The organism is Pseudorhodoferax soli, from assembly GCF_003337555.1.
GTDB classification, from domain to species: Bacteria; Pseudomonadota; Gammaproteobacteria; order Burkholderiales; family Burkholderiaceae_C; genus Pseudorhodoferax; species Pseudorhodoferax soli.
Window position 1 is genome coordinate 866,000 of sequence record NZ_QPJK01000002.1, and the last position, 13,253, is coordinate 879,252.

Below are 13,253 nucleotides of genomic sequence, written 5' to 3' on the forward strand. Positions count from 1 at the left end.
CCTCGAAGGAAAAAGGAAAAAACGGGTATCAGGCGACCGGGCTGCCGGGCACGCAGGCGCATTCCAGCGGCGGATGGGCCGGCGGCGCGGGAATGGACGGCTGGCTGCCGGCCCAGGCGATGTTGGCGGCGGTTCCGAGGATGGCGAAGGTGAGGACGAGGGCGTTTTTCATGATGGAACGACTGTAGGCCGCCAAGGCCCGCAGATAAATCCCACGCAGAGCAACGCGCTGTTTCCAAAACAGCAAACAAGCCATTGCCTATCGGGATCGACCCGAATGCCCTGGCGCGCCGCTTGCAATATGGTTGCACCTTCCGATTTGACAAGGTGCAACCCGCGTTTCTGACGCGCATGCAGACGAAAGATGAGTTTGACGACATTGGGCATCAAGGTGGATGAACTGTTCCGCAGCCGGCTGAAAGCCGCGGCGGAGGCCGTGGGCCGCAGCCCGCACTGGTTCATCAAGCAGGCCGTTCTGAGCGCGATCGAGAAGGTCGAAGGCGGCGTCGTGCCCGGTCGGCTCGTCGGCGCGGGTGAACTGGGCACTGCCATGGACGGCCTCGCGCACCTCGAAGGTGCAACCGAAGTATTCAACCCCGCCACGATGGTGCAACCCTTTCTCGCTTTCGCCCAGGGGGTTGCACCGCAATCGGTGCGGCGCGCCGCCATCACCGCCGCCTACCGCCGCCCGGAAGCCGAATGCGTGCCCCTGCTGCTGGGCCAGGCCCGGCAGTCCGCCGCAGCCACTGCCAAGGCAGAGGCGCTGGCGCGCAAGCTCGTGACCGCCCTGCGCGCACGCGGCAGCGGCGGTGGTGTCGAGGGCCTGCTGCAGGAGTTTTCGCTGTCCAGCCAGGAGGGCGTGGCCCTTATGTGCATGGCCGAGGCACTGCTGCGCATCCCCGACCGCGCCACGCGGGACGCGCTGATCCGCGACAAGATCAGCCAGGGCGACTGGCATTCGCACGTGGGCCATTCGCCCTCGCTGTTCGTCAACGCCGCCACCTGGGGGCTGCTGCTGACCGGCAAGCTGGTCGCCACCAGCAGCGAGAAGTCGCTCTCCTCGGCGCTGTCGCGGCTGATCGGCAAGGGCGGCGAGCCGCTGATCCGCAAGGGCGTGGACACCGCCATGCGCGTGATGGGCGAGCAGTTCGTCACCGGCGAATCGATCTCCTCGGCCCTGGCCAATGCCCGCAAGCACGAGGCCAAGGGCTTTCGCTACTCCTACGACATGCTGGGGGAGGCCGCCACCACGGCAGAGGATGCAGCGCGCTACCTGGGGCTGTACGAGCAGGCCATCCATGCCATCGGCCGCGCCAGCGCCGGGCGCGGCATCTACGAAGGCCCGGGCATCTCGATCAAGCTGTCGGCGCTGCACCCGCGCTATGCCCGCGCCCAGCACGAGCGCGTGGTCGCCGAGCTGCTGCCGCGCGTGCGCGCGCTGGCGCTGCTGGCGCGCCGCTACGACATCGGCATGAACATCGACGCCGAGGAGGCCGACCGGCTCGAACTCTCGCTCGACCTGCTCGAGGCGCTGTGCTTCGACCCCGCGCTGCAGGGCTGGGACGGCATCGGCTTCGTGGTGCAGGCCTACCAGAAGCGCTGCCCCTTCGTGATCGACCACCTGGTCGAGCTGGCCCAGCGCAGCAGCCGGCGCCTGATGGTGCGGCTGGTCAAGGGCGCCTACTGGGACAGCGAGATCAAGCGCGCCCAGGTCGACGGGCTGGAGGACTACCCGGTGTTCACGCGCAAGCTGCACACCGACATCTCCTACCTGGCCTGCGCACGCAAGCTGCTGGCGCAGCCGCAGGCCATCTACCCCCAGTTCGCCACGCACAACGCCTACACGCTGGCCGCCATCTACCAGATGGCAGGCGCCAACTACTACCCTGGCCAGTACGAGTTCCAGTGCCTGCACGGCATGGGCGAGCCGCTGTACGAGGAGGTCGTGGGCACCGTGGCCGACGGCAAGCTCGCGCGGCCCTGCCGCATCTACGCGCCGGTCGGCACGCACGAGACGCTGCTGGCCTACCTGGTGCGCCGCCTGCTGGAGAACGGCGCCAACACCTCGTTCGTGAACCAGATCGCCGACCCGCGCGTGCCTGTCGATGCGCTGGTCGCCGACCCGATCGACGCGGCCGAACGCGCGCAGCCGCTGGGCGCGCCGCACGAGCGCATCCCGCTGCCGCGCGACCTGTACCGCGACGCCGACGGCGGCGGCCGCGACAACTCCGCCGGGCTGGACCTGTCCAACGAGCAACGACTGGCCTCGCTGGCCACCGCCTTGCTGGGCAGCACCGCGCGCCCGGGACCAGGTTGGCAGGCCGGCCCCACCGGCAGCGACTGGGATGCCGGCCGCGCCCAGCCCGTGCGCAACCCGGCCGACCGGCGCGACGTGGTGGGCCAGGTGGTCGAGGCCAGCGAAGCGCAGGTCGATGCCGCGCTGGCCGCCGCGGCCGACGCGGCGCCGATCTGGCAGTCCACCCCGCCGCCCGAGCGCGCGCGCTGCCTGGAGCGCGCCGCCGACGCACTGGAGGCGCAGATGCAGGCGCTGCTGGGCCTGATCGTGCGCGAGGCCGGCAAGACCCTGCCCAATGCCATTGCCGAGGTGCGCGAGGCGGTCGACTTCCTGCGCTACTACGCGGCCCAGGCCCGCACCGAGCTGGCCGCCGGCACGGAGTTGCCGCTGGGCCCGGTGCTGTGCATCAGCCCCTGGAACTTCCCGCTGGCGATCTTCACGGGCCAGCTGGCCGCGGCATTGGCCGCCGGCAACGTGGTGCTGGCCAAGCCGGCAGAGCAGACCCCGCTGATCGCCGCCTGCGCCGTGGACATCCTGCATGCCGCGGGCGTGCCGCACGGCGCGCTGCAGCTGCTGCCCGGCGCCGGCGAGACCGTGGGCGCACGCCTGGTGTCCGACGCCCGCGTGCGCGGCGTGATGTTCACCGGCTCCACCGACGTGGCGCGGCTGATCGCCCGCCAGCTGGCCGAGCGGCTGGACGACCAGGGCCGCACCATCCCGCTGATCGCCGAGACCGGCGGCCAGAACGCCATGGTGGTCGATTCCTCCGCGCTGCCCGAGCAGGTGGTGCTGGACGTGCTGCAGTCCGCCTATGACTCGGCCGGCCAGCGCTGCTCGGCGCTGCGCCTCCTGTGCCTGCAGGAAGACGTGGCCGACCGCATGCTGGCCATGCTGCGCGGCGCGCTGCACGAGCTGGCCGTGGGCAACCCCGACCGGCTGGAGACCGACGTGGGCCCGGTCATCGACGAGGCCGCGCGCGAGGCCATCGAGAAGCACGTGGCCGCCATGGCCGCAGCGGGCTGCAAGGTCGAACGGCTCCCCTTGCCACCGGCCTGCGCGGCCGGCAGCTTCGTCGCGCCCGCCTTGATCGAGATCGACAGCCCGGCGCAGCTCGAACGCGAGGTGTTCGGCCCCGTGCTGCACGTGCTGCGCTGGCGGCGCGAAGGCCTGCCCGCGCTGATCGACGCCATCAACGCAACCGGCTACGGCCTGACCTTCGGCCTGCACACGCGCATCGACGAGACCATCGCGCAGGTGACGGCGCGCATCCACGCCGGCAACGTGTACGTGAACCGCAACGTGGTCGGCGCCGTGGTCGGCGTGCAGCCCTTCGGCGGCGAAGGCCTGTCGGGCACCGGCCCCAAGGCCGGCGGCCCGCTCTACCTGCACCGCTTGCTGAGCGCAGGGCCGCGCCCCGCGCTGCGCCTGGGCGAGCCCACCGTGCTGCCCGGCCCGACGGGCGAGCGCAACCTCTACAGCCTGGCGCCGCGCGGCACCGTGCTGTGTGTGGCGGCCACGGCGGCCGGTGCCCGGGCCCAATGGGAAGCCGTGCGCGCCACCGGCAACCGCGCGCTGTGGACCGACACGCCGGCCGCCCAGGCCCACGTGGCGCAGCTGTCCGAGGCCGACCGCGGCCTGGCACGCGTGGCCGGCGAAGCGCAGGCCCTGGCCGGCGAAGTCCACGCCGCCCTGTTCGAAGGCGACCCCGACGCGCTGCGTGCGCTGAACCGTGAGCTGGCCGCGCGCAACGGCCCCATCGTCTCGGTGCAGGGCCTGGCCAGCGACGAGATCGCCAGCGGCCGCGGCCGCTACGCGCTGGAGCGCCTGGTCGTCGAGCGCGCCGTCAGCACCAACACCGCGGCGGCCGGCGGCAACGCCTCGCTCATGGCCATCGGCTGACCGCGCACGCGTTCAACCGCCCAGGTAGGCCGCCCGCACGCCCTCGTTGGCCAGCATCTCCGCGCCCGTGCCCTGGCTCACGATGCGGCCGTTGGTCAGCAGGTAGGCGCGGTTGCACATCTGCAGGGCCGCATAGGCGTTCTGCTCGACCATCAGCACCGTCGTGCCCTCGCGCCGCACCTCCTGCACCAGCGCGAAGATCATCTCGACGAAGTTGGGTGCCAGGCCCAGCGAGGGCTCGTCGAACATCACCAGGCGCGGGCGCGACATCAACGCGCGCGCGATGGCCAGCATCTGCTGCTCGCCGCCGGACAGCGTGCCGGCGGCCTGGCCGGCGCGTTCGCGCAGCCGCGGGAACTTGTCGAACATGCGCTCCATGTCCTGGCGCATGCGCTGGCGGTCGGTGCGGCGGTAGCCGCCCATCTCCAGGTTCTCGCGCACCGTCAACTGCGGGAACACACGGCGCCCCTCGGGGCAGTGGGCGATGCCGCGGTCGATGATCTGGGCCGGCATGGCGCCCGATATCCTGTGGCCGTCGAAGTGGATGCTGCCGCCGGCGAGCGGCTCCAGCCCGCTGATCGCGCGCAGCGTGGTCGACTTGCCGGCGCCGTTGGCGCCGATCAGCACCACCAGTTCGCCCTCCTGCACCTCCAGCGTGATGCGGTCCACACCCAGGGTGGCGCCGTAGCGCACGGAGACTTGTTCAAGCCTGAGCATGCTGCAGCCCCGATCCGAGGTAGGCGCGAATGACTTCCGGGTCCTGCTGGATGGCCTTGGGGCCGCCCGTGGCGATGAGCTTGCCGTGGTTCAGCACCACGATGTGGTCGGAGATCGACATCACCATGTGCATGTCGTGCTCCACCAGCAGCACGGTGACACCGCTGTCGCAGATGCGCCGCACCATCTGCTTGAAGGCTTCCGTCTCCGACGGGTTCAGGCCAGCGGCGGGCTCGTCCAGCAGCAGCACGCGCGGCTGCGCGGCCAATGCCAGGCCCACGCCCAGCAGCCGCTGGTCGCCGTACGAGAGGTTGCTGGCCAGCTCGTCGGCGCGCGGTTGCAGGCCGAGGAAGCCCAGCATGGCGTGCGCCTCTTCACGCAGCTTGGCCTCCTCGCGCTGGAAGCCCGCGCCGCGCAGCAGCGCCTGCAGCACGCCGCTCGATCCGCGCAGGTGCAGGCCGGTCAGGATGTTGTCGAACACCGTGCAGCCCGCAAACACGCTGGTGCGCTGGAAGCTGCGCACCAGCCCGCGCTGGGCGATGCGGTCGGGCGACTGGCCCGTGATGTCCTCGCCGAACAGGAAGACGCGGCCCGCGGCGGGCCGCATGTAGCCCGAGATGGCGTTGAAGGTGGTGGTCTTGCCGGCGCCGTTGGGGCCGATCAGGCTGACGATCTGGCCGGCCTCGACGGCGAAGCTGAGCTGGTCGACGGCGCGCAGGCCGGCGATCTGGATGGTGACGCCTTCCAGGCGCAGCACTTCGCTCACGTCGCCTCCCCTGCCACGGCCGCGCGCGGCGCCGTCGCCTTCGCCACCGGCCGCTTGCGCACCAGCGCGGCAAGCGACGGCACGATGCCGCGCGGCATGAAGATCAGGATCACCACCATCAGCGCGCCGTACAGCATCCACTGCACCTCGGGCCGCAGCGTGCCGCGCAGCAGTTCGGGCAGAAGACCGAACAGCAGCCCGCCCACCACCGGCCCGGCCAGCGTGCCCTTGCCGCCGACGATGACCATGATCACCATGGTGATGGTGAACATGAACATGAACACGTCGGGGTCGATGATGCGCACCGTGTGCGCGTACAGCCCCCCCGCGGCGCCGGCGATGGCAGCAGCGCCCACGGCCGCGATGCCCAGGTAGTGCGTGACCGGCACGCCGATGGAGCGCGCCAGCGTCTCGTTCTCGCGCAGCGCCACCATGGCACGGCCGGTGCGGCTGTGCACCAGCGCGGCCACGACCAGCCAGGCCAGCACGGCCACCGCCAGCACCAGCCAGTAGGTCTGCGCCTTGGTCACGAGATCCACCGTGCCGCCCGGCGTCCACAGCGTCAGCGGCGGGATGTTGTTGAGCGCCATCGGGCCCTCGGTCAGGTCGACCCAGTTGGTGGCGACCATGCGCATCACCTGCGCGAAGCTGATGGTCACGATCACGAAGTAGGCGCCGCGCACGCGGAAAGCCAGCTTGCCGACGAACCAGCCGAACAGGCCAGCGACCACGATGCCGGCCGTGAAGGCCAGCCACACCGGCTGGGGCGCCATGACCAGGGGATCGCTCAAGCCGGGCAGCGACACGTCGAAGCCCAGCGACAGCAGCGCGCTGGTGTACGCGCCGATGCCGAAGAAGGCCACGTGGCCCAGGCTCAGCTGGCCGGTGTAGCCCAACAACAGATTCAGGCTGATGGCCGCGACGATGAAGATGCCGGCCGAGCCGACGACCGACAGCACATAGGGATCGGGCCACCAGAGCGGCAGGCCGGCCAGCACCAGCACGCTGGCGAGGAACAGGATGGTGGAGGGTTTCATATCAACCCACTCTTTCTTTGAGGGTGAACAGGCCCTGCGGGCGGAACACCATCACCACCAGGATCACGAGGAAGCCGATCGCATCGCGGTAGGCGGTGGAGATGTAGCCGGCGCCGAACTCCTCGATCAGCGCCAGCGCGAAGCCGCCCAGCGCGGCGCCGGCCAGGTTGCCGAGGCCACCCAGGATCACGATGGCGAAGGCCTTCAGGCTGGCCAGGTCGCCCATGGTCGGGTTGACCACGAACACCGGCGCCAGCAGCGCACCGGCCACCGCCGCCAGGCACGAGCCCAGCGCGAAGGTCAGCGTGTAGATGCGCGAGACGTTGACGCCGACGATCTTGGCGGCGTCCTTGTCCTGGAAGGTGGCGCGCATCGACAGCCCCAGGCGCGAGCGTTCGATGAGCAGGTAGAACGACACCAGCAGCACCAGCGCCGTGGCCAGCACGAACAGGCGGATCGGCGAGACCGAGACCGCGCCGAACACCACCGGCTCCTGCGAGAACGGCGAGGGCACGGCCTTGGCCACGCCGCCCCAGGCCAGCAGCTCGGCGTTCTGCAGCACGATCATCACGCCGATCATGATCAGCATGACTTCGTCGATGGCGGCGAGGTTGCGCCGGCGCAGCAGCAGCCACTCGATGGCCGCGCCGGCCACCAGGCCGACCACGGCCGCCATCAGCACCGAGCCGAAGTAGTTCAGGCCCAGCAGCGAGACGAAACCGAAGGCCACGTAGGCGCCCAGCGTGTACAGCTCGCCGTGCGCCATGTTGACCACCTTCATGATGCCGAAGATCAGCGTCAGGCCGATCCCCAGCAGCGCATAGGTGGCCCCCAGCACGAGGCCGTTGAGCAAATGTTGGAGGAACTGGTCCACGGGGCGCCCTGTTGCTTACTTGACGGAGACCTGGCCGTCCTTGAGTTCCACCACGTAGATGGCGGGCTCGTTCTGGCCGCTCTCCTTGCCGGCCGGGCCTTCCTTGACGAAGCCGATGTCGCCGTTCACGCCCTTGGCCTTGACCTTCCACAGCGCATCGCGGATGGCGGTGGGTTCGGCCTTGCCGGCGATCTTGATGGCCTCGACGATGGTCAGGATGCCGTCATAGCCGCGAAAGCCTTCGGTCTGGCCGGCGAAGTCGAGCTTCTTGGCCTCCCAGGCATCGGCGAACTCCTTGGCCACCTCGGGGTACTGCGCGCGCTTGACTTCCCAGGGTGCGAAGAACAGCAGGTGCTGGCTGGCATAGCCCTTGGGGCCGGGCGTCTTGAGCAACGGTTCGGGGAAGGAGCCGCCCGTGGTGATGATGCGCTGCGGCAGGCGCTGCTCGCCGGCCTGGCGGATCGCCAGCGTGAGCTGCTCGATGCCGGAGGTGACGATCACCGTGTCAGAACCCGTGGCCTTCAGCGCGGCCAGCTGGGCCGACAGGTCGGTCGCGTCGGGCGCCATGGTCTCGGTGCGGCCCACGGCCACGCCCTTGGCCTCGAACATCTTCTTGAACTCGGCCGCGGCGCCCAGGCCCCAGTCGTTGTTGACGGAGAGGAAATCGACCTTCTTGATCGCTGGCGCGAACGAGTCGATCTTCTTGCCGAAGGCGCTGGCCTCCATCGCCGAGGTCGGGCTGATGCGGAAGATCCAGGGGTTGCCGGCCGTGGTGATCTTGCCCGACGAGGCGGTCTCCACCACCATGGGCACGCCGTACTCCATGAGCTTGGGCATCACCGCCAGCGTGAAGGTGGAGCTCCAGGCGCCCATGATCACGGGCACCTTGTCCTTGAGGATCAGCTTCTCGGCCGAGTTGACGGCTTCGCGCGGGTTGGACTTGTTGTCCTCGATGACGAGCTCGATGGGCTTGCCCAGCACGCCGCCCTTCTTGTTGATGACCTCGGCCGCGATGCGCGCGCCGTTGGTCACGTAGGTGCCGGAGGCCGCCACGGGGCCGGTCAGCGGCTGGGAGACGCCGATCTTGATGGTGTCCTGCGCCAGCGCAGGGACGGTGAGGGCCGCGAGGCTGGCCGCGGCCAGCGCGGTGCGCAAGATGTTGAGCGAGGTCATGGCGATGCTTCCTTGGGGACGTTGGGGAATCGGGGGAGATCAGCCGCGGCGTGCGAACAGACCACGGAACCAGAGCTTGAGCAGGCTCCAGAGGTCGATGGCGGCGTCCGGCGCCGGGGCGGCAGCACGCGGCTTGCTGGCGGGCGCGGCAGGCAGGGCGCCGGGGAAGACCGTGGGCGCGCAGCCCACCGAGGCCTCGGCCGCGAGCGACTCCGCGGTCTGCGGCGCGGCCTCCTGCGTCCCCGCCTGCGCCTGCGCCTGCTCCGGCACGTCTTGCGGCAGCCGCGCCTGCAGGTTGTCGGCGAACTGCTTGGTCAACTGCTCGGCCAGCGCACGCACGATGCCTTCGCGGCTGAACTGGGCGAGCGCGCCGGTGATCGCGAATTCCACGGTCAGCGTGACGCGCGTGCCGACCGGATCGGGCAGCAGCGCGAAGCGCGCCTGGCCCTTCACGCGGCTGTTGGTCTTGGCGTCGACGGCGCCACCGGCGAAGCTGCCGGCCTGGCTGCCTTCGTCCAGCGTCAGCTGCCCCTGGCCCGCGAAGCCGGCCGCGATCGGGCCGAGCTTGATCTTGAACAGCAGCGGGATTTCGGCACCTTCGGCGATCTCCGCACCGGGTTTGATCGACGCGCCGGGCAGGCACTCGACCAGCAGGCGCACGTCGTGGAAGGCCTGCCAGACGCGTGCGGGCGCGGCGGCCAGCGTGAAGGCTTGCTCAAGCTGCATGCGCAGTCTCCTCGGTGGTGGTGTCGGTGCGTTCGCGCAGCACGCGCTGGATCGCCTGCACGATGCCCTGGTAGCCCGTGCAGCGGCACAGGTTGCCGGCCAGCTCCTCGCGGATGCGCGCTTCGTCGGCCTGGGGCAGCCGCAGCACGATGTCGCGCGCCGTCATCAGCATGCCGGGCGTGCAGTAGCCGCACTGCAGCGCGTGCTCGGCCGAGAAGGCGGCGCGCAGCTGCGCCATCACGGCGTCGTCGTCGAAGGCCTCCAGCGTGCGGATCGGCCGGCCGACGAAGCGCACGGCCGACTGCAGGCAGCTGCGCTGCGGCGCGCCGTCCACCTCCACGGTGCAGGCGCCGCAGACGCCGTGCTCGCAGCCCAGGTGGGTGGCGGTCAGGCCGCAGTGCTCGCGCAACGCGTCGGCCAGGTGGGTGCGCGGCTCGAGTTCGAGCTGGTGCCGGCGGCCGTTCACGTCGAGCGCGAAGCGTTCGGTGGCCACCGGCGGGAAGTCGAGGAAGGGCGTGGTCATCGTGCGGTCTCCAGGTCACGCAGGGCCAGCCGCAGCATCTCGGCCAGCATGGATTGGCGGGTCTCGTCCAGGCCCAGGTCCTGCGCGGCGAGCCAGCGCGCGCGCTCGGTGTCGGTCGCCAGGCGCGCCAGCAGGCCCGCCTCTTCGACCACGTGCGGCGCGCCGTCCAGCGCGCCGAGCACCACGCGCTCGGTGCCGTCGGCGGGGTCGAGCAGGCAGGCGGCCAGCGCGTTGGCGAACTCGCCCGTCTTGCGGCAGAACTTGCGGTAGGCCCAGCGCGTGGCGGCCGAGCGGCGCGGCACCTGCACGGCGGTCAGCAATTCGCCCTCGCCCAGCGCGGTCTCGAAGGCCGAGGCCATGAAGCCGGCGGCGGGCACCTCGCGCGTGCCATCGGGGCCGGCGACAAGGCAGGTGGCGCCCAGCAGCGGCATGGCGTTGACCCAGTCGGCGGCCGGGTCGGCATGGCACAGGCTGCCGCCCAGCGTGCCGCGGTTGCGCACGGCACGGTAGGCGATGCCGCGCGCCACGAAGGGCATGAGGCCGCGCGTGGGGTCCGGCACGCGGCCGTCTTCGATCTGCGCGTGGGTGACCATGGCGCCGAAGCGCACTGCGTCAGCGGTTTCGTGCACTGCGCGCAGCTCGGCCAGTGCGTCAAGATCCAGCAAAGTCTCGGGCTGGGCCAGGCGCAGGTTCAGCATGGCGCCCAGCGACTGGCCGCCCGCGATGGGCTTGACGCCCCAGCCGCCATCGGCCAGGCGCGTGTTCAGGGCGGCCAGCGCGGCCGGCCGCTCCAGGGTGTAGGCCGCTGCTTTCATGCCTTCGCTCCCGCAGCGGCCAGCGCCGCCAGCACGCGCTCGGGGCTGGCCGGGCATTCGGTCAGCTCGGCACCCAGCGCGAACAGCGCGTCGTTGACCGCGTTGATGATCGCGGCCGGCGGCGCGATGGCCCCGCCCTCGCCGATGCCCTTCTGCCCGAACAGCGTGTGCGGGCTCGGCGTTTCCATGTGGCTGATCTTGAGCGGCGGCATCTCGCCGGCGCCGGGCAGGATGTAGTCGGCCAGCGTGGAAGCCAAGGGCTGGCCTTCGGCATCGAACGGCATCTCTTCATACAGCGCGGTGCCGATGCCCTGCGCCAGGCCGCCGATCAGCTGGCCCTCGACGATCAGCGGGTTCAGCAGCACGCCGCCGTCCTCGCAGATCGCGTAGTCGAGCAGGCGCACCTGGCCGGTGGCGGTGTCCACTTCCACCGCACAGGCGTGGCAGGCGTAGCTGAAGGTGCCGGTGTCGGGCTGGGTCTTGTAGCCCACCACGATCTCCAGGCCGCCGGGGTCGATGCCGGGCGGGATCTTCTGCGGCGCGCGGTACCAGGTGCGGGCGATCTCGGCCAGCGTCAACGCGCTGGCGCCGTCCGCGGTGTGGAAGCTGCCGCCCTCCAGGCGCAGCGTGTCTGCCGGCGCCTCCAGCAGCACTGCCGCCATGGCGCGCATGCGCTCGGCCAGCGCCTTGGCGGCCGTGCCCACGGCGCCGCCGGACATCACGGCGCAGCGCGAGCCCCAGGTGCCGGTGGAATACGGCGACTGCGCCGTGTCGCCATGCACGAGGCGCACCTGCGCGATGGGAATGCTCAGCACGGTGTGCGCGACCTGGGCCATCGAGGTCTCCATGCCCTGGCCGTGCGAGTGAGCGCCCAGGCGCAGTTCGAGCACGCCATCGGGCGTGAAGCGCGCGGCGCATTGCTCGTAGCCCGGCACCATGGGAATGCCCCAGCCGTGGTAGACCGAGGTGCCATGGGCGCCCTGCTCGCAGAACACCGCCAGGCCCAGACCGATGCGGCGGGTGGCAGGCCGGCCATCGGCCGTGCCGTGGGCGGCCTGCTGGCGCTGGCGCCAGCCGTCCCAGTCCAGCGCGGCCACGGCCCGGTCCATCGCCTGCTGGTAGTCGCCCGAATCGAACAGCTTGTTGGTGATGTTGGTGTACGGCATGGCCGCGGCGGGCACCAGGCTCCTGGCGCGCAGCGCATGCGGCTCGATGCCGAGGTCGCGCGCGGCGGCGTCGAGCATGAGTTCGAGCGCGAAGCACACGCCCGTGCGCGCCACGCCGCGGTACGGCAGGATCGGCGGCTTGTTGGTGGCGGCCGAACGCGTGCGGCAGCGGAACCAGTCCATCCGGTAGGGGCCGGGCAGGATGGAGCCGACCTGCGCGGCCTCCAGGCAGGCGCTGAAGGGGTAGGACGAATAGGCGCCGGAATCGACCACCGCGTCGCATTCGATGCCGACGAGCCGGCCATCCGCCTCGACGGTGACCGCGATGTCGTAGGCATGCTCGCGGCAGTTGGCGTTGGCGCTGAGCTGCTCGCGACGGTCTTCCAGCCAGCGCACCGGGCGGCCCAGGTGCCGAGCCAGCCAGGCGCAGCAGATCTCCTCGGGCAGCAGCAGGCCCTTGTAGCCGAAGCCTCCGCCCACGTCGGGCGAGATGACGCGCACCTGGCCCTGGTCCAGGCCCAGGCACTCCGCCAGGCCGGTGCGGTTGATGTGCGGCAGCTGCGCGGCCGAGTACATCACCAGCTGGTCCATGCGGTGGTCCCACCAGCACAGCACGGCGCGGCCTTCGAGCGGCATCATGCATTGGCGCGCCGTGCGCAGCTTGCGCCGCACGGTGTGGGTGGACTGGCTCGATTCGGCCACGCGCCGGTCCACGTTGGTTTCGGCGAACACGTTGTCGGCCCAGTCGTCGTGCAGGCGGGTCGGCGAGGCCATGGCGGCGTGCATGTCGGCCAGCACCGGCAGTTCGGCGTAGTCGACCTCGACCCCGGCGGCGATGTCTTCGGCGCGGGCACGCGTGGGCGCCACGCACGCGGCCACCAGTTCGCCCACGTGGCGCACCTTCTCATGCGCCAGCGGCCACTGCACCGAGCGCTTGAAGCCCGGCAGCGCCGAGGCCGCCAGGATCGGCTGCACGCCCACCAGGTCGGCCATGGTGTAGACCATGTTCTCGTAGCCGGCCGGCTTGGCGATGCCGTTGATGCGGGCATGCGCCAGCGGCGCGCGCACGAAGGCCACGTCCAGCATGTCGGGCATGCGGATGTCGCCGACGAACTGGCCGCGGCCGAGCAGCAGGCGCTGGTCTTCCTTGCGCTGCACGCGCTGGCCGACGCCTTGGCCGGCAGAGACAGCGGGCGGCTGCAGCAGATGGGGCGAAGTGGGTGCGTTCATCGTGTTAGGTGGTGTGCCACATATTTGGTCG

The 13,253-nt window shown here is 70.8% G+C and carries 11 protein-coding genes; 1 reads left to right on the forward strand and 10 read right to left on the reverse strand.

Annotated features, from left to right (window positions below; translation table 11 throughout):
- Positions 1–28: 28 nt before the first annotated feature.
- Positions 29–172: a hypothetical protein gene (locus tag DES41_RS38350; RefSeq protein WP_170168137.1), complete on the reverse strand. Its 144-nt coding sequence runs from the start codon at positions 170–172 to the stop codon at positions 29–31.
- Positions 173–364: 192 nt separating this feature from the next.
- Here DES41_RS38350 and putA point away from each other — a divergent pair, with 192 nt between their 5' ends.
- Positions 365–4,195 (forward strand): trifunctional transcriptional regulator/proline dehydrogenase/L-glutamate gamma-semialdehyde dehydrogenase, encoded by a 3,831-nt coding sequence (putA, locus tag DES41_RS10755; protein WP_114467602.1) that lies wholly within the window; start codon positions 365–367, stop codon positions 4,193–4,195.
- A gap of 12 nt (positions 4,196–4,207) precedes the next feature.
- On the opposite strand, the gene DES41_RS10760 is transcribed toward putA, so the two are convergent.
- The 9 genes from DES41_RS10760 to DES41_RS10800 are packed head-to-tail and all read right to left on the reverse strand — an operon-like array spanning position 4,208 to position 13,222.
- Positions 4,208–4,912, reverse strand: coding sequence for an ABC transporter ATP-binding protein (locus DES41_RS10760; RefSeq protein ID WP_114467603.1), 705 nt, complete (start codon positions 4,910–4,912; stop codon positions 4,208–4,210).
- Complete coding sequence (locus DES41_RS10765) at positions 4,899–5,678, reverse strand: ABC transporter ATP-binding protein (protein ID WP_114467604.1); 780 nt, start codon at positions 5,676–5,678, stop codon at positions 4,899–4,901. Before DES41_RS10765 ends, DES41_RS10760 begins: the two co-directional genes overlap by 14 nt.
- Entirely contained in the window at positions 5,675–6,715 is a 1,041-nt protein-coding gene (locus DES41_RS10770; RefSeq protein ID WP_114467605.1) for a branched-chain amino acid ABC transporter permease, read from the reverse strand. Before DES41_RS10770 ends, DES41_RS10765 begins: the two co-directional genes overlap by 4 nt.
- Before the next feature lies 1 nt (position 6,716).
- Positions 6,717–7,589, reverse strand: coding sequence for a branched-chain amino acid ABC transporter permease (locus tag DES41_RS10775; RefSeq protein WP_114467606.1), 873 nt, complete (start codon positions 7,587–7,589; stop codon positions 6,717–6,719).
- Positions 7,590–7,604: 15 nt separating this feature from the next.
- Positions 7,605–8,762, reverse strand: a complete 1,158-nt coding sequence (locus DES41_RS10780; protein WP_114467607.1) for an ABC transporter substrate-binding protein — start codon at positions 8,760–8,762, stop codon at positions 7,605–7,607.
- A 39-nt stretch (positions 8,763–8,801) separates the two neighbouring features.
- Entirely contained in the window at positions 8,802–9,488 is a 687-nt protein-coding gene (locus tag DES41_RS10785) for an SRPBCC family protein (RefSeq protein WP_114467608.1), read from the reverse strand.
- Complete coding sequence (locus DES41_RS10790) at positions 9,478–10,011, reverse strand: (2Fe-2S)-binding protein (RefSeq protein WP_114467609.1); 534 nt, start codon at positions 10,009–10,011, stop codon at positions 9,478–9,480. Before DES41_RS10790 ends, DES41_RS10785 begins: the two co-directional genes overlap by 11 nt.
- A complete protein-coding gene (locus DES41_RS10795) occupies positions 10,008–10,826 on the reverse strand; it encodes an FAD binding domain-containing protein (protein WP_114467610.1) in 819 nt (272 codons plus the stop codon). Before DES41_RS10795 ends, DES41_RS10790 begins: the two co-directional genes overlap by 4 nt.
- Complete coding sequence (locus DES41_RS10800) at positions 10,823–13,222, reverse strand: xanthine dehydrogenase family protein molybdopterin-binding subunit (protein ID WP_114467611.1); 2,400 nt, start codon at positions 13,220–13,222, stop codon at positions 10,823–10,825. The genes DES41_RS10795 and DES41_RS10800 overlap by 4 nt, the downstream gene beginning before the upstream one ends.
- Positions 13,223–13,253: the final 31 nt, after the last annotated feature.